Origin of the sequence: Dyadobacter tibetensis Y620-1, from assembly GCF_000566685.1 — a bacterium.
GTDB classification, from domain to species: Bacteria; Bacteroidota; Bacteroidia; order Cytophagales; family Spirosomataceae; genus Dyadobacter; species Dyadobacter tibetensis.
Genome location: NZ_AZQN01000002.1, coordinates 529,108 through 548,832, shown reverse-complemented (window position 1 = coordinate 548,832; position 19,725 = coordinate 529,108). Strand labels below are relative to the sequence as shown.

The window sequence follows — 19,725 nt, the reverse complement described above, 5'->3', positions numbered from 1 at the left end:
ATAAATGAATAAGATAGAAACAGTCAAGAAACTTTATGGACTCTTTGCACTGAAAGATTTCGATGGTCTTAGACAAATTCTTCATGAAGATATAAGTTGGAACCAGATGAAGGGCTTTCCTGGTGGGGGGCAGTACGTAGGCTCGGAAGTAGTAATACAAAAGATTTTTGGTGGTTTTAGCAGGGAATGGACAAGCTGGAAAGCGACCATTACCCGCTATGTCGAAAGTGGGGATGGTGTTTTTGTGATTGGATATTATGAAGGGACCTTCAAGGAAACCGGGCGATACATGAAAGCGGACTTTGCTTGTGAATATAAGGTTAGTGATGGAAGAATTATAGAGTTTAACCAGTATACCGATACATTCTTAATCGGACAGGCTATGGGGTTAACGAGGGATATCATGGAAACCAATATGGATTAAGGTTTTACGGGATCTCGAGAAATTTGGGGGTAACTACCAAATTATCCTTATAAAATATTTCTTTAACCCGAGGGCATTTGAGCACGGAGAGATGAGCCAGCCACTGAGAAGGGGAGAGTGTGCGAGGGTTCAAGTCTTTAGCTACAAATATGCAAGTTATTCTCTTGAGCTTCTCCGGACACCTCCTGACTATTGAACGATCCAGTCAATCGGTTCTGGTAAAAATGTTACTACTTTATCCTTTTCTGTCTACTACCGACGAAAAATTATGATTATTATTCCCTCTGGTTTGAATTATCCGGCTCTTTGCCTATGCAAATGATTTTTTTAAAGTATTGTCTATTATGATGGTTAAGTTTTGGACCTCCGGTGCTTCTTATTTTATCTAGCAATGGTGTAGGTGCAAGAATCAGGGAGTACCAGATTAAGATAACTCATACTTGCTTTTTCATTTTGATTGGAGGAGTCAGCTTAATTCGTATTTTTTATAACATAATGATCAAACAAACGCTTTGTCTTGTCTTCGTACTGCTGGGTTGTAGTCTATATGCTCAGTATAGCAACAGGCCCAATATTCTGTGGATAGTCAGTGAAGATAACAGCCCTTTTTTAGGTTGTTATGGAGACAGTTTTGCCACCACACCAAATCTCGATCGGCTTGCTGAGCAGGGAGTCCTATATAAACATGCTTTTGCTACGGCACCGGTTTGTGCCCCTTCTCGTTCTACATTGATTACTGGGATGTATCCGCCCTCTCTAGGAACTGAGAATATGCGAAGCAACTATCCTGTGCCGCAGCATGCAAAGTTTTATGCTACGTACCTAAGAGAAGCAGGGTATTACACAAGCAATAATTCTAAAAAGGATTATAATACGGTGGATCAGCCCCAAGCCTGGGATGAGTCGAGTGCAAAGGCTACTTACAAAAATAGACCCGATGGAAAACCATTTTTTGCAATTTTCAATTTGACGGTGTCCCATGAAAGTGCAGTTCATAAGCCAATTTCCGATGCAGCCTTAAAGCACGATCCAAAACGCGTACCAATTCCTCCTTACCATCCTCGAACGAAAGAAATGGAACATGACTGGGCGCAGTACTATGATAAAGTTGAGCAGATGGATGCACAAGTCGGACGAATATTGAAGGAGTTGGAAGAATCGGGACTGGCTGAAAATACGATTGTATTTTATTATAGTGATCACGGAGGAGTATTGGGCCGGAGTAAACGATTTTTGTTCGAATCAGGGCTTAAAATTCCGTTAATAATCCGCTTTCCTGAAAAGTGGCGAGGGTTAGCACCCGGAAGCCCAGGTTCGCAGACCGATAGGATTGTCTCTTTCCTGGATTTTGCTCCCACCTTACTCAGTTTAACGGGTATACCTATACCCGAACATATGCAGGGAAGTGCATTTTTAGGTGCACAACAGGGAGCCGAACATAGCTATGCTTATGGATTCAGAGGAAGGATGGACGAACGTATCGATCTTTCCCGAACGATCAGGAATAAGAAATATAGATACATAAGGAATTATATGCCACATAAAATCTATGGTCAGTACCTGGAATATCTATGGCGGGCACCTTCAATGGCTTCCTGGGAACGTGAATATAATGCGGGAAGACTTAATGAAGTTCAGAACCAGTTTTGGCAAGAAAAGCCAGCGGAGGAATTATATGATATTGAAAAGGATCCACATAATATCCATAATTTAGCTTCTGATCCCGGCCACGCAGCGTTACTTAAAGTGCTTCGGAAGGAAAATCATGATTGGCTTCTCAAAAGTAGGGACATTGGATTTGTGCCTGAACCTATGTTACTGGAGATTTCTAAGTCTGGTACCCCATTCGATTTTGGGCAATCTCCAAAATATTCATTGGAACGAATACTGGAAACTGCGGAAATGGCTTCCAGTCGAGACGCTTCTTTCATGGGCTCACTTAGGCTTCGTCTCAAAGATTCCGACCCTGTAGTCCGTTATTGGGCAGTGATAGGGGCTATCATCCAGAAAGATAAATCCGCACAGAAAATCCTCACATCTTTATTGAAGGATCAGGAAGTAAGTGTACGCATTGCAGCTGCCGAGGCGGTCTTCGGCTTGGGCGACATCAATGGGGCACTGAAAGTACTGAAGCAGGTATTAAAGAGCGATAATCAAATGGCCCGTGTGTATGCCCTTAACGTTCTGGAGCAAATGGGAGAGGACGCCCGCCCTGCGCTGGATGAAGTCAAAATACTGCTAAAAGATAATCCCGGGGGTGGGGACTATGATGTGCGCGCCGCCGAGCGGTTGGTGGAACTATTAGGTATGTAACCTTGGTTTAGTTTAAATTTTATGACTTGGTTCTATTTAATTTTGGCAGGCCTACTCGAAGTCGTTTGGGCCTATACCATGAAACGTTCTGAAGGGTTTTCACGCCTGGTGCCTTCTATAATAACCCTGGTAGCTATGCTGGGTAGTTTTGGCCTTTTAGCCTATTCGATGAAAACCCTGCCATTAGGTACCGCCTATACCATCTGGACAGGGATAGGAGCCATAGGTGCCTTCATTGTTGGTATTGTAATACTGGGTGAGCCTTTAACGATGGCTCGTGTTCTCGCAGCATTGTTAATTGTCGGAGGACTGGTATTGATGAAGCTTTCTACGCCATAGTCAGGTTTCAGGATTTCGCCCTCCTATACGCTGACTTGGGTGGTTAATGCTTTATATAATAATATTATTTTCGAAAATATTACTTATTTGACTCAGGTATTTTTCAGATAATCGAGTCTTGTTAGCAGGTAGATTAAAATATAACGATCACTGTTAATATGAGTATGGGGGAGATTATGGCTCAAGAGAAATTGTCTGCTCTTAGCAAAGGGCCCGTGTTGGAATTGTCAGATAGGGAAGCAGTTGTCAATCCGGAGTCTGGAATATTAGTAGATGATGAAGGCCTGATCCGCCAGGCATTCTCGGTAAGTGCCGAAAATGGCTGTGAATATCTATTTCGACGTTATCATGGCCCCTTATGCAACCATGCGCTGCGATTTGTATATTCCAAAGAAAAAGCCGAGGATATTGTAAGTGATGTATTCTGCAAGTTCTGGAAAAATGGATCCTATCTTGCCGTAACCTCCTCTTATCGGTACTATTTGTTCAGAAGCGTGCGCAATGAGGCCTATACCCATTTAAGATCCGAATTTAAACAACTAGATAACATAGAAGCTTCCAGTGGTTTTCCGGCCGCCATTTGCGAACAGCCCGATGAGGTGACACAATATGAAGAAACCTTTAATCGGGTTAAGGAACTTGTAGAACAATTGCCTCCGCAATGTCGAAAGGTATTTTTAATGAGCCGTTTCGAAGGAAAGCGATATAAGACCATAGCAACGGAACTTGGCATTTCTATCAAAACCGTGGAGTCGCATTTGGTGAAAGGGCTGGCCTTGGTTCGAAAGGGCCTTGGAGACTATCTGGTGTCAGTACTGCCCTTTTTATATTGTATTTGCTGATTTCCACGAAAAATTACTAATGGCAAAACGGATGGGAATGGAAATTTCAAAAGAGCTAATCTTTAAGAATTTTGAAAATAATGTGACGCCCTTGCAGCGAAAGCATATAGATGAGTGGTTGCGGGATCAATCTAATGAGGAACTTTATTATAAATATCTTGAAGAGTGGGAAAATCAAAATCCAGAATATCTGCCGGACAGTGCCCGGCTGGTAGATAAATATGTAAGTTTTGTAAGGGATAATCCTTATACGCCCTCGATGGCTGGAAACGACCCTGACGTCGAGATAGGATCCAGTTCCTGGAGCGGCGCTTACCGGCCTTTTGCAGCCGTGATCATTGTACTACTAATCGCCTTTGCTGTTATTTTATTTAAAGGCCAATTTTTATGGTACCAAGAATATAAGACCCTGGCAGGTCAGCGAAAAAATATTATTCTTAATGATGGTACTCATGTGATATTACAGCCAATCTCAACTTTATATGTTCCAAGATGGAATTTCTTCGCAACCGATCGGGAGGTACTCTTGGAGGGAACAGCGGATTTTGCAGTCGCCCATATGCCTGACGAGCAAAAGTTCGTCGTGAAAACGAATAAGGATTTTGAAATAATAGTCTTGGGAACTGAATTTTCTGTTTCGGCAAGCGCGGTAAATTCCGAGGTCTTGTTGAAAACAGGAAAGGTTCGCCTGCAATATCTTGAAAATAGTGAAGGGAAAGAGCTCATCATGAAGCCTGGAGACCAAGTCCATTTAGATGAAAATAATAAGCTTACCTTGTATCAGGGGCAAGTCAAGAAATTATTTTCTCCAGAGTCCCCGCGTCATTTTGTATTTGACCAAATGACCTTAGCAGAATTGGCCGACATGCTAGAACAGGATTATGGAGTTACGGTAGAGATTAGTTCGGAACAGTTAAAAAATCGAAAACTAATGGGTTCATTCATGGCTCAGAACCTGGATGAACTACTGAATACGCTTGGTGAGCTATTAAATGTCTCTGTCAGTCGCAGGGAGAACCATATTGTCTTTCGCTCCAAATAATAATTGTTTTGAATGTTAATTTTGATTCTAAATTCAATCGCATTCCGTTGGGCGGAAATATTTCTATGACAGAGACGAGTAGACTCGTCCAGGATTTATCTATTAGGCTATTATTTTAAAATAAATCTGACTATAAACCAATGATCATCATAATCAGGTGATCACCCTTAAACTGCTAAATGATGATCAAAAGTATAATTGCAGGTTTGTTACTGACCACGGCTTGTGGACTTGTTTCGCGTAATGTGGCCAAGGAGTTGCCTAAGAAGCCTAATATCATTTTTATTTTTACTGACGACCAGCGTTATAATACCATTCATGCCCTGGGTGGAGATCAGGTGATCACCCCCAATTTGGACGCATTGGTATCGCAAGGAACTACTTTTACCCATACCTATAATATGGGGGCATGGGGCGGTGCAGTCTGTGTTACAAGTAGGGCCATGCTCATCACCGGTATGGCGGTTTGGGATGTGAGAGAGGAAGAAAAGGATTATTCAAAATTATTTGCCAAGGATGGCTTCTGGCCTCAGCAGCTTAAAAAGCAGGGCTATCAGACCTATATGACTGGTAAATGGCATATTCGCCAAGATCCAAAACAAATTTTTGATCATGTGCGCCATGTTCGGGCAGGCATGCCCAATCAGACACCTACTGGATATAACCGCCCCCTTTCTAAAGCCGATACCACTTGGCAGCCCTGGGATGAAAAATACGAGGGATTCTGGCAGGGAGGCAAGCATTGGTCTCAGGTGGTAGCCGACGACGCGGTAGATTATATCACTGAAGCTTCTAAACAGGAGGATCCATTTTTTATGTACCTCGCATTTAATGCTCCTCATGACCCGCGACAGGCACCCAAACGCTGGGTGGATCAGTATCCGGTAGAGGATATCAAATTGCCTGCTAGCTATCTGGACGATTACCCTTTCAAAGAAGAAATGGGTGCCGGGAAGGAGCTTAGGGATGAAAAGCTCGCACCATTTCCTCGAACTCCCTATGCTGTGAAAAAAAATATTCAGGAATATTATGCGAGTGTCTCCTATACCGACGAACAAATCGGACGCATTCTTGATGCCTTGCGAAAAAGTGGAAAACTGGAGAATACCTACATTTTCTTTACCTCAGACCACGGCCTATCGGTAGGTCATCATGGATTAATGGGAAAGCAAAGCATGTTTGACCATAGCATGCGTCCACCTATGATTGTTGCAGGTCCCGGAATACCAAAAAATGAACGTCGCACTCAACAGGTTTATCTGCAGGATATCATGGCAACGACCTATGAATTGGCCGGGGTGATCAAACCCGATCATGTATATTTTAAAAGCCTTTTGCCCCTGATCAGAAATAAAAATAATAAGGCCCCCTACGAAAGTATTTATGGCTGCTATACCACGCAACAACGCATGGTCCGGACCGATCAATATAAGCTCATTGTTTATCCGGAAGCCAATAAGGTTTTACTGTTCGATATGAAAAATGATCCGGAAGAGATGAAAGATATTGCGGCACTATCGTCTAGTAAGCCAATATTGAAGACTTTAAAACAAAAGCTGTTACAGCAGCAAAAGGAGCTTCACGACCAACTTGATCTGACTAAGGTGTTGAGTAAGATTTGAACAACTTATCCAGGCTTAAATGTTGATGACTGTTGATCACTAATCGACATCCGGAACAGGGAAAAGGTCTTTAAATGCTCGTTTCGCATGAAATGTGTAATTGGATTACACGAAAATGTAATAGCAAATCGGACCTTTAAGAGGGTATTAAAAATTAATTGCAATCATGGTTCAGACCTTGTAAAAAGTCCTGATAGAAAAGGTCTGGACCATGTATTAAGAAGAGAAAAGTTGCTTATAAAAAAGCAGTTGCCGTTCTCTATAATAAACGAAGATCAATTGGAAATTGGGTATTAAGTGGATCTAGTGATAGTACATCGGTATATTATAAGGAAAATATCAGTCGATCCAAAGACTGAAATATATATAGCGCTATTTCAGACCATCATAAGATTAGTTGCTTGTAGAGTTGGATTTTACTCCTTAGCTTGAGGCGTAGACACCAGGGCATAAACCTCTTCAATAGACAAATCGGGTAGGGAGGCTACTTTACCTATTACGATAATGGCCGGGGAAGCTATTTCTGCCACACCTGCGAGTGCTACGATATTGCTGATGCGTCCTGTTACTACCTTCTGATTCTCCGTAGTGCCACTCTGAATGATAGCAATCGACTCGTCCAATTTTCCAAGCTCTGCGTAAATGTTCACAATCTCGGTCAATTTATGAAGGCCCATTAGAATAATTACCGTCGCCGTTGACTGGGCCGCCAGGCTAACGTCTTTGGATAGGGCATGGTTTTTGGTTGTGCCTGTAACAACCCAAAAGCTTTCACTCAGGCCCCGACTAGTAACGGGGATGCCCGCCATGGCAGGTACTGCATAACTGCTCGAAATTCCTGGAATTACTTCGGTGCTTATTTGATGAGCGGATGCAAAAGCGAGCTCCTCATACCCTCTGCCAAAAATAAATGAGTCACCACCTTTTAGTCTTACTACCGATCCAAATTGTTGTGCATTTGCCAGTATGAGATTGTTTATTTCATCTTGTCCGCAGCTTGTCTTCCCATATCTTTTACCCACCAAAATTTTAATACAGTCTTCCGGGCAGTGTTCCAGTAAGTCTGGATGCGCCAAAGAGTCGTAAAGCACTACTTTGGCTTGTTGCAGGGCTTTAACAGCTTTTAAGGTAATAAGATCTGGATCGCCGGGGCCGGCGCCTATCAAAGTCAGTTTCATACGCTATGGAAATACAACAGGAATGGCCAGTAATGTTCAATTTTATCGGATAATGGGAAAAGTGGCCTAGGATAAATATAGGTCATAGGCCACTTTCACTTTAGCTATCTTGCCCAAACGTTAATTCTTTCAGTTGGGGAGCTCCTGTTTCCTGTAACTGTGCCTCGCGCGTTGCATTGATGAACTGGAGGAATTTTCCGGCTGTTTCAATGTAATAATTGGCAAAAGCTTGGGTGGGCTCAAATTTGTTGAGGCTAAAGGCTAAAGATTTGAATGGAGTTGCCTCTGCCTCCGGAAGAGCAAACTCTTGAGGAGTGCTGTAACGGAATGCCTGGCCAAAATGTGTTTCGAAATCGTTGATAATACCATATTGCGTATTAGTAGAAACGTCTGTCGTCATAAGTAGCGCTTTAGCACCAGTAATCAGAACGTTATATGCATGGTATATGCCATCAGCCCATACTCCGGCTTCGAAGCTCTCTTTAGCCAGGGCTAGTTTTTCATTGGCCTCAATCAATGTTGTTCCTACTAAGTCAACAAGTACCGAGGCACATTCACCAACTCCTACTTCGGTTTTGAACATCTCGTCATGATCCCAATCGCGGTACTCCTCATCCTTCACTTCAGACAGGTCGGCCAATGGCTTAAGCAACTGGTAAAAGTAATTCTTTGTCTGGCGCAGGTAATACTGGTTAAAGTATTCTCCCTCGAAAGCATTGAGTTCAAAATCTTTGAACAGCACTCTCAATGCTTCAGGTCCGCGTTTGGTAGGAAGTTTAATTACCTTGTCTCCAATAAGCCCGATTCCGTCCCCGGTGAAGCCTCCACCAAGCAAAACCTGAAGGGCCGGTAATACTAGTTTACCATTTTTAATGGAGCTACCATGAAAGCCAATATTAGAGGCGTTATGTTGGCCACAACCATTCATACAGCCACTTATTTTTATTTTGATATCCTGATTATAAATCATTTCAGGAAACTCCTGATGCATAACATCTTCAAGGGCCCGGGTAATACCATAGCTACTTGAAATTGCCAGGTTACAGGTATCTGTTCCTGGACAGGTAGTTATATCTGCCGTACTATCGAAACCAGGATTAGCCAATCCCAACGCTTTTAGTTCTTTGTAGAGAGAGGGTAAATCTTCTCCTTTGACAAAGCGAAGTAGGTACCCCTGATTGACCGTTACCCGGATGTCATTACCGGCGAGTCTGGTGACAATATCGGCAAGTGACCGTGCCGTATCCGAATGCATATCTCCAAGGAGAACGCGAAGGTTGACCCCGTACCATCCTTTTTGTTTTTGCTCAAATACGTTGGTCTGTAACCATTTAATGAAGGTTTCCTGCTCCTCGGCTGCTAGCACCGTTTGGGCCAGGTCTACAATTTCCTGCTCCGAAAGTGATGGTCTGTCGCTGTAGTTACCGCTTATATCGTTCGGAATTGTTGTTTTTATTTCAAAACGTTTGCTCTTAAGTGCCTTATGCTCTTCCCGGGCTCTTTCCAGTAAAGCTTCCAGACCTATATCATTTAATAAAAATTTCATCCGTGCCTTATGGCGGCGTACTCTTTCGCCATATCGGTCAAAGACCCTTAAAACAGACTCTATGAACGGGATGACATCCGCTTCTTCAAGAAAATCGAAGGCTGTTTGCGCTGAAAATGGCTGAGCTCCCAATCCTCCTCCTACCAGCACCTTATAGCCTCGCACATTTTCACCCTGGGCGTTAGTGCCTAGTTTGGCAATTAATCCGACGTCGTGAATGAAGGCAAAGGCCGAATCTTTTTCTGAGGATGATAGGGATATTTTAAATTTCCGGCCCATATCCTGGCAAATAGGATTGCGCAGGAAGTACGAAAATATTGCGTGGGCCATCGGGGAAATATCAAATGGTTCGTCTGGATCGATTCCGGCTACGGCCGATCCGGTCACATTTCTTATGGTGTTACCACAAGCTTCCTTAAGGGTTATTCCCGCGTCTTCAAGGTCGGCCCATAACTGAGGTGAATCGGCCAGTTTAACAAAGTGCAGCTGAATATCCTGACGGGTAGTCGCATGCAGGTTTCCAGTGGCATACTTATCAGAAGTATTGGCAATTTTTACCAGCTGTTCGGCCGTGATACGACCGAAGGGTAATTTAATTCGGATCATCTGCACCCCTGGTTGGCGTTGGCCATAAACCCCTCTTGTAAGTCGGAATTTACGAAATGCCTCTTCTGGTGTGTCTCCGCTGTTAAAAGCCTGGATTCTATTATTTAGATCAAGTATGTCCCTTCTGGCAGCTTGGGAAACTCTTTCAGAAATGATTAATTCGCTCATAGTAATTTTCCTTTGGTCTATCGGATTAGTATAGTAATATACTTAAGTTTTATTATCAAACCACCGATTTCTTATGAAGTACAGTGGTTTGATATATTATTTATTCAATCATACAAGCCCCTACCGTGATATTGGAGGTTTCATCAATGAGGATGGCTGCTCCGGTCATGCGATTGGATTGATAAGGGTCGTAAGCAATAGGCTGAGCCGTTCGTAATACGATCTTCGCTACAGCATTCAGGGTCAGTTGATCCACATCTTCCTGGTGCTCATAGGTGCTGATATCTACTTGGTATTCGATGCTTCGTACTGAGCAACGGGTGCGTGCAGTACCATGCTGCAATACATACTTGCTACCCGATTTAAGCGCCTTTTTATCATCCATCCAGCAAACCAAGGCATCGATGTCCTGACTTACGATAGGCGAGCTGTTAGCAGAAACGATCGTATCGCCTCTACTGATGTCTATATCATTCTCTAATAATATCGTTACCGATTCTAAAACAGAGGCTTGCTCTACTTCGTTTCCTCCAAGTTCGATTTTTGCGATTTTACTTTCCTGTTCGGATGGTAAAACTTTGATAGAATCACCCTTTTTAAAGGTTCCACTTTGTACGCGTCCGGCATATCCACGGTAATCATGTAAGGCATCGGTTTGAGGACGGATTACATATTGAACGGAAAAACGGCCATCTTCGGCGTTATAATCCTTTAGAACATTTACATTTTCCAGAACAGAGAGTAGGGTAGGTCCAGTATACCAGGTCATATTTTCTGACCTGGTGACAATATTGTCACCATTCAAAGCACTAACCGGAATGATGGTTAGATCTTTTATGTTTAATTTCTTGGCCAGTTCCTGGTAATCAGAGGCTATTTTCAAGAAAGTATCTTCTGAATTTCCTACAAGATCCATTTTATTAATGGCTACCGCCACATGTGGAATCCCAAGCATGGAGGCGATTAAAGAATGGCGCCGGGTTTGTTCAGAAACGCCATGGCGAGCGTCAACAAGAATAATGGCCAAGTCTGCATTGGAGGCTCCTGTAACCATATTGCGGGTATATTGAATATGACCTGGAGCATCGATGCTGATAAACTTACGCTTGGGCGTTTGGAAATATTTGTAAGCTACATCAATGGTTATCCCCTGCTCGCGCTCCGACCTTAGACCGTCCGTAAGCAACGCTAGATCTATTTCACCAGCATTTCTGGTCTTACTCGCTTTTTCAATGGCCTCCATCTGGTCGGCCAGAATATTCTTGGTATCGAAAAGCAGGCGTCCGATGAGGGTACTTTTACCATCATCTACCGATCCTGCCGTTATAAATCTTAATAAATCCACTTTCAATCAATTTAAATGTTATTACCTGCTTCTGCCTGGGGTGCCAGCTATTACTGCTATTAGCTCTAAAATCAGAAATAGCCTCCTTTTTTACGGTCTTCCATAGCCGCTTCAGTTTGCTGGTCATCAATTCGGGTTTCTCCCCGTTCACTGATTCTGGAGATAGTGATTTCCGCAATTACTTCTTCAATTGTCGCTGCTGATGACTCGACTGCGGCAGTACAGGTCATATCGCCCACAGTACGGAAACGAACCTGACGTGTAACGATCTGATCGGCAGGGTCCTTTTCAATTACTGGCGTATTGTTTAGGAGTCTTCCATCTCGTAAGATAAGCTCTCTTTGATGAGCGAAATAGATTGATGGGAGGTCGATTCCTTCACGTTTTAGATAATTCCAAACATCTAATTCCGTCCAGTTCGAGATGGGGAACACCCTTACGTTTTCTCCCTTGTGGATGCGTCCATTAAACAGGTTCCAAAGTTCCGGGCGCTGCCGTTTTGGATCCCATTGACCAAACTCATCACGGAATGAGAAAATTCGTTCTTTCGCACGTGCTTTTTCTTCGTCCCGGCGTGCGCCTCCTATACAAGCATCAAATTCGAATTCTTCAATGGTATCCAATAAGGTGAAGGTTTGAAGCCAGTTTCGACTCGCATTTTTACCCGTTGGCTCTTTTAGGCCTTTAGCCTTGATAGTGTCTTCAACGTATCGTACGATCAATTTTGAGCCAGTTTCCTCGGCCAGCTGATCGCGGTAGTTAATAGCTTCCGAAAAATTGTGCCCCGTATCGACGTGAACAAGGGGGAAGGGGATTTTGCCGGGGGCAAAGGCCTTCTGTGCTAGCCTAACGAGGGTGATGGAGTCTTTACCACCCGAAAAAAGTAGTGCAGGGCGCTCAAACTGACCTGCCACTTCCCGCATGATATAAATTGCCTCCGCCTCTAACTGATCCAGATAATCGAAATTCATAATTCAGATATTTATTTACTTGTATATTTTTGATAGGCCTGATCATGGATCAAGACCCTTCAAGCAACTTCAAAAGCGATACTTACTTATTTGGCGTGCAAACCACATTCTTTTTTAGATTCATCTTCCCACCACCAGCGGCCGGCTCTGAAGTCTTCGCCCTCCTGTATAGCCCTGGTGCATGGGGCGCATCCTATGCTTACAAAGCCTTTGTCGTGTAAAGGATTGTAAGGGATACCATTGCTTTTTACATAATTTTTGACTTCCTCGAAGGTCCACCGCATAATCGGATGAAACTTCACCAATTGGTGTGCTTCATCCCATTCCAATTGGGGCATATCATGGCGGTTACCCGACTGTTCTGCCCGGATTCCTGTAATCCAGATCTTAGCATCTTTGAGTGCCCGGTTTAGAGGTTCCACTTTTCTGATATAGCAACATTCTTTCCTATTTTCAACCGATTCATAGAAACTTAATGGCCCTTTGGTACTCATCAATGCTTCTACAGAATCTGTCTGCGGGTAATAGACCTTCAGTTTGGCATCATACCGGTTATTGGTTTTCTGCAAGGTCATATAGGTTTCGTTGAATAAACGGCCCGTATCCAGACTGAAAATTTCTATATCCAGTTTGTTTTTTAAGATAAAGTCGGTAATTACCTGATCTTCATAGCCAAGACTCGAGGAAAAGACTACTTTTCCTGGGAAAGTGTCGGCTAAAATAGCCAATGCTTCTATCTCTGTTTTTCCATTGATGGCCGCCTCTAAGCTCGATATATCGATATTCATCATATTTCTCTTTATGTTCAATTCTGTTATTGCGCCGATATACTCGCTGCCTGTGTAAAGTCTTCGACCAGGTCGTCGATATGCTCCAGCCCAACGGATATTCGAAGCAGACCGGGGGTGATGCCTAAAGACTCCTTTTCGCTCTCTTTTAACTTAGCATGCGTTGTCGTATAGGGGTTGGTTACAATCGTACGCGTATCCCCCAGATTCGATGACAAGGTTGCGATCTGGAGAGCTTTCATGAATTTGGAGACTCTTTCAAAGCCCCCTTCCAGCTCTATAGTAATCACAGCACCACCGGCTGACATTTGTTTCTGGGCCAGCGCATATTGTGGGTGGGAGGGAAGGAATGGATATTTTACCTCCTTAACCTGAGGGTGCTCGTTTAATGCGATAGCTAATTTCAAGGCATTGTCGCAGTGTTTTTCCATTCGAAGTTCCAATGTTTCCAAACTTTTGCTAAGAACCCAGGCGTTGAATGGAGACATAGAAGGTCCCGTTTGGCGACAAAAAAATCGGATATCCTTGATATATTCTTTTTTTCCTACTACTATCCCCCCGAGAACGCGTCCCTGTCCATCCATAAATTTGGTGGCCGAGTGAACGATCAAATCGGCTCCATATTCAGCAGGTACCTGCAACACCGGTGTAGCGAAACAATTGTCTACGTTAAAGATCAGCCCATGTTTTTTGCAGAGCTTGCCAATCATTTCCAGGTCTACAAGATCCAGGCCCGGATTAGAGGGCGTTTCCAGGTACACCATTTTAGTATTGGGTAATACTGCAGCCTCCCATTCAGCTGCGGTCGCTGAAGAATCGAGATAGGTATAAGTGATATTCCATTTGCTTAAGATTTGGGTAATGATCTGATGTGCTGATCCGAATAGTGCTCTACTGGCCAGAATATGATCACCACTTTTCAATAGGGCAGCCATGCTGGCAAAAACAGCAGCCATGCCTGTGGCAGTAGCGACCCCGTCTTCGCTATCTTCCATCATGCAAACCTTATCTACAAACTCTTGTACTGAGGGGTTGGAGAAGCGGGAGTACAGGTTGCCTTGTTCCGTTTCATCAAAAAGGGCTTTCCCCTGCTCGGCAGTTTCAAATGTGAAACTGCTCGTTAGAAACAGAGGAGTTGAATGCTCGCGGTACTGCGTTTTGCTGGTTTGCGTTCTGACCGCTTTCGTTTGCTTTTTCATATAATAGAATCCTTGGGCTGACACCTAAGGCGGAAAAAAAGAAAAATATTGGTTACTGGAAGGACGGTGTTAATTGCCGAACCATACCATATAAATGATTCTTAAACTTACAATGATAACGATGGTTCCCACCATGATCATCATGGTTTTGATAGGTAAACGGCGGGAAAGGCTGGCCGCAATGGGCGCGGCTGTCATGCCACCGAGTATCAATCCCAGCACGATCTGCCAGTGTGAGAAACCTATCAGTGTAATAAAGGTAACGGAACTGGCTAAAGAAACGAAAAATTCGGCCAGGTTTACTGAGCCTATTGTATATTTTGGATGTCTTCCTCTGGCTATGAGCGTGGAAGTTACGATGGGTCCCCAACCTCCTCCTCCAATCGAATCCATGGTGCCGCCAAACCAGGCTAGCCATCCAATCTTTTTGATAGGTCTCTTTTCTACACGCTTTTTCAACGCTTTCTGAATAATAAGAATTCCCAGTATTAGGGTATATAGGGCCACCAATGGTTTGATAATAAAGATATACTGCTCCAGAGAGGATACCAGATAAGCGCCTGTAATAGCGCCGATCACTCCGGGAATCAGGATTTTCTTGAATAACTTACTATTGACATTGCCAAATTTTAGGTGAAGGTATCCAGAAACGCCACTCGTGAAAATTTCGGAAGTATGAACGCTCGCACTGACAGCGGCTGGTGGTACCCCTATTGTGAGCAGAAAGGTAGAAGCGGTCACTCCATAGGCCATTCCTAAGGCCCCATCTATCATTTGAGCAATAAAACCTGCCATCAGAAAATAAAAGAACTCTTCGCTTACAGAGAGTTCATTCCATACCAGGGTAAGGCGGTCGAAGGTCACATAGGTGAACAGTAAATGCCCAATGATCATCAGTGCAATAGCCGCAAAAATATTCATTAAGGTTTCTGTGCCTGTTCGGGGACGTGTGGTAGCGGCCCAAATTTTCCTGCCTATCAGTGACCAGCTGAATTTTCCTGATGCAAGATGTTCGTTGGGTACCGCGGCCCGGGTAGACTGTCCCGTGGCTGGGTTAAATAGCAGATCGGATTCTGCAGGAAGATTGGTTAGGAATACCTTAGCACCTTGCTGCCGTGCTATAGCAGCCAAACGCCGATCTTCTTGCAGACTTCCTGTAGCTATTACAGCAACCGGTATCGTCTCAATTTCATGAACTTCACCTTGGCTTTCGAGCGATGTTATTTCGGTTGTTTCCTTCAAAGTCTATAAAGTATAGTAAGCTTATAGAGTAATAGCTCAATAAAAAAAGCAAATGGTTGATTTGCTAGTATTTGTGCTGGGCGCAAAGATAAAAGGGTTTTGTTATTATTCAAAGGAATTGGTCATCCAATGCTTAAAGGTAATAGACTACTTATTGTTCCCGTAATACGGTTATGGGGTCTCGAAAGAGCCCTTATTTTCTTCTGAGTATGTTTTTTCCATCTTTTCAAAAGATAACGGTAAAACCTCAATGATTGTATTTTTTAATAGAAAAAAGGAAGTTATAGTTCCTGGTCCCATCACTTTCAGTCTTTAATCTTAAGGGTATATCAGTTGAACAGATAGAATAAGGTTGCTTCAGGTTTGACGGGTTGTTAATCTAATTACCCTAGGAAAAGCGACTCAACCTGCATATGCTTCTCCATGTGCAGGTTGAGTCGATCTTATCAATCCAACTGAATAGTCAGTAGCTGGCAATACTCTTGAAAAAGCGGAGCGTTTTAGAATTTGCGATACATCCCGCCAAGGTATTGGTTTGCTTCCTCTTCTGAAAACTGGGCCTTGGCTGCATCCCAATGCAACGTTTTATTTGGGAACCGACCGGCAATTACGCCGAGTAATATGGTTTCGGTGAGCCTGGAAGCGTAAGAAAAAGGTGCGCTACAGGTGGCTTTCCCTAAGCAGGCATCTACAAATTCATGATAATGTTTATGTACTTCAGAACTATATTCACGTACCGGTGGACTGAGTTTGAAAGGGGTGATATCGATATCCTTGTAGCTTCCATCCACAATCAGCTTGGGCATTACCTGAAAATGAGGAAGATATAACCTTCCTTTCTCCCCTATAAACATTGCCCCTTGATCGTGCAAGTCTGCTCCATCAGGAAGCATCAGATCTTCCCGTTGTTGATCGGCCCCAACACCATCATACCATACCCATTTTAAGGTATCGGTAGTATACTTTGTTCCAGGGAACTCATAAGTCACCATATTCTTTTCGGGAAATCCAAAGCCATTTGGTTTTCTGCAATTGGTTGTGATGGTTCTTGGCACGTCCAGCTGTAAGGCATTATAAGGCGTATCGAAAATATGTACACCCATATCTCCTAAGGTGGCACAGCCATAATCTACAAGCTTACGCCAGTTACCGGGGTGGTAAAAGCCATTTTTGTAGGGCCTTTCGGCAGAAGTACCCAACCACAAATTCCAGTCTAGATTGGCCGGAACGGGATCAGCAGTTTGGGGAATGGGGCCATTATACCCCCAGTTTTTTGGTGACCATGCCCTAACCGTATGAACCTTGCCAACGATACCGGACTGAATAAGTAAGGTAGCCAGTTTGTAATCATAAAATGAGTGTACTTGAATACCCATTTGAGTTACCAGTTTTTTATCCTTCGCCAATTTATCCATGGCTCTGGCTTCTTTTACATAATGGGTTAAGGGCTTCTGACAGTATACAGGTTTGTTCATCTCCATGGCCATGATCGACGCCGGTGCATGGGTATGATCCGGCGTAGACACGATTACGGCATCAATTTCCTTGCTCATCTCTTTAAGCATGACCCGGTAGTCCTTGAAGGTTCTGGCCTTGGGGAACTGGCTTTTAACTTTAGCAAGTACATCGGAATCGACATCACAAAGCGCTACTACATCTACATGAGTATGAGAGGAAATGGATTTTAGATCCTCTTGCCCCATCGCTCCTAAACCTATGTGAGCGGTTCTTAGGCGCTTATCGGCAGAAAACGACCAAGACTCTGTTGGCAACATGGCAAGAGAAGATAAAGCTGCTGCGTTTTTAAGAAATGCTCTTTTATTCATGAATCAATCGGTTAAAGAATTGGGTTGGGAATAAATGGCCTACCAATGACCAATTTTAAAATTAAGACAAGATCTGTATTAATTGCAGCTTTACAAGCTATTATTAAGTTCCAGACCATAAAATCGAGGCAAGGTTCATGTATGATTTTTACCTTATGTTCTTCATATGGACGTGCTCGGGGGTGATTGGCTCCTACTGGAACGGGTTATTAGCTATTCCATTTTTAATTATTACTGTTTTATAGCTTCTAAAAAAAACAATATGTGAATCCGACCTAGAGCGATTTTCCCTACCAGCAAAGTTTAGAGTTCTCTGCCGGTAGGACGAAGACGGGCCTTAGTCCAAATAACATCGGATTTCGAAGACCCTGGCCAGGGTATCACCATGGGTCTTATCAATAAATAGCCTTAACTTATCGATCTGGACGGGAGAAATATTATGCTTCGCCAGTCTATAATAGTTGTCCTTTACCGTAATATCTCCCGCCGCCTTGCCCTGATTCTTGAGTTCAATGCGATATTCAGCAACGGTTTCGGGCTGAGGTCCCCTTACCTGATCCTGGTAAACCCAGTCTTGTGGTGAGATTCGTAAATATCGTTTCAGTCCGGTGTCAAAGGTGATTTGAATATTATTAATCCTAATGGGTTTGTCCCATTTGAGTTCTATCCATGCTCCCTCATCTTTCATTTCGGCCTGCCACTGGTGGCTTTTGCCATCTTCAATATCTCTATTGATTCCATCAAGCAAGGCAGACGCCGGCCCTTCACTGGTGGATGACGAAGCGGAAACCGAGGCTTTACGAGCCAGATCGCCCGGATCTTCATTTTTAACCCCTAATATCCCCTGATCTTGTCGAAGTAACAGCTGCTGTAAAGGCTGGATATGCTTAGGCTCATTGCCTAACTGGGTAGGACTAACTTGGTTGCGAAGGCTATATGCAGCAGCCGTTCCTATGGCCTGACCCATGAGTGCACAAGTCGCCATTACACGGGTTGAGGATAGGGCCACATGAGATACACTTGCGTTACGTCCGGCCATCCAAAGGTTGCTGATGTTCTTGCTATATAAGGATCGTAAGGGAATGGAGTAAGGCTTTTTGACTTTAATGGACCTGAAAGGTTGAATCCCGGTACTGTTCATGCCTTCTGGTGGGTGATCGTCGAGTGGCCATCCTCCATAGGCTACGCGGTCATCGAAACTTTGTGGCATCTGTATGTCTTTTTGTTTCATCACGTAATCACCTATGAAACGCCGGCTCTCCCTTTTTCCTGGTACCATGCCAATCCAGGACAGAGCCCAGTTCTCAGATTCAGGATGGTTGCCCGAATTTTTGATATAATCCCATACGCCAAAAAGTGTGGCAAGCAGATCGTGCCGAATTTTTCGTCCATCACCAACAATATCTTCTAGACCACCGAGTTCCAGCCACCAATAACCATATTCCCAATTGGTAACAGAGCGATGTAGAAAGTCTTTTGTGCTGTATTTTCTGGCCCAACTTGGAGGGGTATAGGGCATTTTCTTGTCATGCTTTTGGGAGGTGAATAGCAAACTGTTACCCATGGTATTAAGGTCGGCTTTGTCCACGGCGAGCGATTCACCCCAGAGCGATTTAGCCTCCCGGCCCCGCATGAAGTCGGCCCCGGCAAGCGCACCAAGGGTGCCGTCTCCGGTACAGTCTGCGAATTGCTTGGCATATATCTCAAAAAGCTCTTCCGTCTGAGAAGAAGTAGCCAGAATTTTCTTTATGATATTCTCTTCTACAACCGCCTCCCAAACGCTGGTATCGAGCAAAAGGGTTATGTTTTCTTCAGCATAAACTTTATTATAAAGTATAAAGTCCCACATCTCGTATGAGCGCTGTGGGTTTTCTATGGAGTCGGTGAGCATAAGTTCTTCGAGTATACCCGTTTCTCTCCACACCGTCTCCAGCATACTAGCTCCAGAAACATGCATACGTATTTCGCTACTGGCATTTCCTCCTAGTCTCGATCTGTTTTGTACCAGCACAACCTTCAGTCCATTCCGGGCTGCGGCGATTGCCGTACAAATGCCTGCCATTCCTCCGCCGGCTACCAGCAGATCGGTATACATTATTTTCTTCTTATATACCTCCCGATCTATTTCCACGGGTTCTGGGCATTTCTCAGCTTCGTATAGGGTTACCGGGTCTAACATCATCAAACCTCCGCCTAAGCCTAGAGATTTAATAAAATCACGTCTTTGCTTTTTCATACAGTATAATTAGGGATTGGAATATTCGGTAGTAATTA

15 protein-coding genes are annotated in these 19,725 nt (G+C 43.7%); 6 read left to right on the top strand and 9 right to left on the bottom strand.

Going from position 1 to position 19,725, the window contains the following annotated elements:
- Positions 1 to 4 precede the first annotated feature (4 nt).
- The 6 genes from X939_RS0105935 (at position 5) to X939_RS0105910 (ending at position 6,582) form a co-directional block, all read left to right on the top strand.
- Positions 5 to 424 (top strand): nuclear transport factor 2 family protein, encoded by a 420-nt coding sequence (locus X939_RS0105935; RefSeq protein ID WP_025762349.1) that lies wholly within the window; start codon positions 5 to 7, stop codon positions 422 to 424.
- A 495-nt stretch (positions 425 to 919) separates the two neighbouring features.
- A complete protein-coding gene (locus X939_RS0105930; RefSeq protein WP_025762348.1) occupies positions 920 to 2,737 on the top strand; it encodes a sulfatase-like hydrolase/transferase in 1,818 nt (605 codons plus the stop codon).
- 21 nt (positions 2,738 to 2,758) lie between these two features.
- Entirely contained in the window at positions 2,759 to 3,076 is a 318-nt protein-coding gene (sugE, locus tag X939_RS0105925) for a quaternary ammonium compound efflux SMR transporter SugE (RefSeq protein ID WP_025762347.1), read from the top strand.
- A gap of 158 nt (positions 3,077 to 3,234) precedes the next feature.
- The gene (locus X939_RS0105920) at positions 3,235 to 3,918 is read left to right on the top strand and encodes an RNA polymerase sigma-70 factor (protein WP_229236005.1); all 684 of its coding nucleotides are present in this window, start codon (positions 3,235 to 3,237) and stop codon (positions 3,916 to 3,918) included.
- A gap of 37 nt (positions 3,919 to 3,955) precedes the next feature.
- Positions 3,956 to 4,960, top strand: a complete 1,005-nt coding sequence (locus tag X939_RS0105915) for a FecR family protein (protein ID WP_198034366.1) — start codon at positions 3,956 to 3,958, stop codon at positions 4,958 to 4,960.
- 179 nt (positions 4,961 to 5,139) lie between these two features.
- A complete protein-coding gene (locus tag X939_RS0105910) occupies positions 5,140 to 6,582 on the top strand; it encodes a sulfatase family protein (RefSeq protein ID WP_044198524.1) in 1,443 nt (480 codons plus the stop codon).
- 416 nt (positions 6,583 to 6,998) lie between these two features.
- On the opposite strand, the gene cobA is transcribed toward X939_RS0105910, so the two are convergent.
- The 9 genes from cobA to X939_RS0105860 form a co-directional block, all read right to left on the bottom strand.
- Positions 6,999 to 7,760 (bottom strand): uroporphyrinogen-III C-methyltransferase, encoded by a 762-nt coding sequence (gene cobA, locus X939_RS0105900; protein WP_025762342.1) that lies wholly within the window; start codon positions 7,758 to 7,760, stop codon positions 6,999 to 7,001.
- Positions 7,761 to 7,860: 100 nt separating this feature from the next.
- Entirely contained in the window at positions 7,861 to 10,080 is a 2,220-nt protein-coding gene (locus tag X939_RS0105895) for a nitrite/sulfite reductase (RefSeq protein ID WP_025762341.1), read from the bottom strand.
- A gap of 100 nt (positions 10,081 to 10,180) precedes the next feature.
- Positions 10,181 to 11,425: a sulfate adenylyltransferase subunit 1 gene (locus tag X939_RS0105890; protein WP_025762340.1), complete on the bottom strand. Its 1,245-nt coding sequence runs from the start codon at positions 11,423 to 11,425 to the stop codon at positions 10,181 to 10,183.
- A 71-nt stretch (positions 11,426 to 11,496) separates the two neighbouring features.
- Positions 11,497 to 12,396: a sulfate adenylyltransferase subunit CysD gene (gene cysD, locus X939_RS0105885; RefSeq protein ID WP_025762339.1), complete on the bottom strand. Its 900-nt coding sequence runs from the start codon at positions 12,394 to 12,396 to the stop codon at positions 11,497 to 11,499.
- Between the two features lie 86 nt (positions 12,397 to 12,482).
- On the bottom strand, positions 12,483 to 13,187 hold the full coding sequence (locus X939_RS0105880) for a phosphoadenylyl-sulfate reductase (RefSeq protein WP_025762338.1): 705 nt from the start codon (positions 13,185 to 13,187) through the stop codon (positions 12,483 to 12,485).
- A gap of 23 nt (positions 13,188 to 13,210) precedes the next feature.
- Positions 13,211 to 14,383 (bottom strand): trans-sulfuration enzyme family protein, encoded by a 1,173-nt coding sequence (locus tag X939_RS0105875; RefSeq protein ID WP_025762337.1) that lies wholly within the window; start codon positions 14,381 to 14,383, stop codon positions 13,211 to 13,213.
- Positions 14,384 to 14,452: 69 nt separating this feature from the next.
- Positions 14,453 to 15,625, bottom strand: coding sequence for a sulfite exporter TauE/SafE family protein (locus tag X939_RS0105870; RefSeq protein ID WP_229236004.1), 1,173 nt, complete (start codon positions 15,623 to 15,625; stop codon positions 14,453 to 14,455).
- Positions 15,626 to 16,125: 500 nt separating this feature from the next.
- Complete coding sequence (locus X939_RS0105865; protein ID WP_025762335.1) at positions 16,126 to 17,451, bottom strand: Gfo/Idh/MocA family protein; 1,326 nt, start codon at positions 17,449 to 17,451, stop codon at positions 16,126 to 16,128.
- A 337-nt stretch (positions 17,452 to 17,788) separates the two neighbouring features.
- Positions 17,789 to 19,687 carry an FAD-dependent oxidoreductase gene (locus tag X939_RS0105860; protein WP_025762334.1) on the bottom strand — a complete coding sequence of 633 codons (1,899 nt, stop codon included), beginning with the start codon at positions 19,685 to 19,687 and terminating at the stop codon, positions 17,789 to 17,791.
- Positions 19,688 to 19,725: the final 38 nt, after the last annotated feature.

Bases quoted from the DNA above. Each gene is read 5' to 3' on its own strand.
- X939_RS0105935 (WP_025762349.1), top strand. From the start codon at position 5: ATGAATAAGATAGAAACAGTCAAGAAACTTTATGGACTCTTTGCACTG.
- X939_RS0105930 (WP_025762348.1), top strand. From the start codon at position 920: ATGATCAAACAAACGCTTTGTCTTGTCTTCGTACTGCTGGGTTGTAGT.
- sugE (WP_025762347.1), top strand. From the start codon at position 2,759: ATGACTTGGTTCTATTTAATTTTGGCAGGCCTACTCGAAGTCGTTTGG.
- X939_RS0105920 (WP_229236005.1), top strand. From the start codon at position 3,235: ATGAGTATGGGGGAGATTATGGCTCAAGAGAAATTGTCTGCTCTTAGC.
- X939_RS0105915 (WP_198034366.1), top strand. From the start codon at position 3,956: ATGGAAATTTCAAAAGAGCTAATCTTTAAGAATTTTGAAAATAATGTG.
- X939_RS0105910 (WP_044198524.1), top strand. From the start codon at position 5,140: ATGATGATCAAAAGTATAATTGCAGGTTTGTTACTGACCACGGCTTGT.
- cobA (WP_025762342.1), bottom strand. From the start codon at position 7,760: ATGAAACTGACTTTGATAGGCGCCGGCCCCGGCGATCCAGATCTTATT.
- X939_RS0105895 (WP_025762341.1), bottom strand. From the start codon at position 10,080: ATGAGCGAATTAATCATTTCTGAAAGAGTTTCCCAAGCTGCCAGAAGG.
- cysD (WP_025762339.1), bottom strand. From the start codon at position 12,396: ATGAATTTCGATTATCTGGATCAGTTAGAGGCGGAGGCAATTTATATC.
- X939_RS0105880 (WP_025762338.1), bottom strand. From the start codon at position 13,187: ATGATGAATATCGATATATCGAGCTTAGAGGCGGCCATCAATGGAAAA.
- X939_RS0105875 (WP_025762337.1), bottom strand. From the start codon at position 14,383: ATGAAAAAGCAAACGAAAGCGGTCAGAACGCAAACCAGCAAAACGCAG.
- X939_RS0105865 (WP_025762335.1), bottom strand. From the start codon at position 17,451: ATGAATAAAAGAGCATTTCTTAAAAACGCAGCAGCTTTATCTTCTCTT.
- X939_RS0105860 (WP_025762334.1), bottom strand. From the start codon at position 19,687: ATGAAAAAGCAAAGACGTGATTTTATTAAATCTCTAGGCTTAGGCGGA.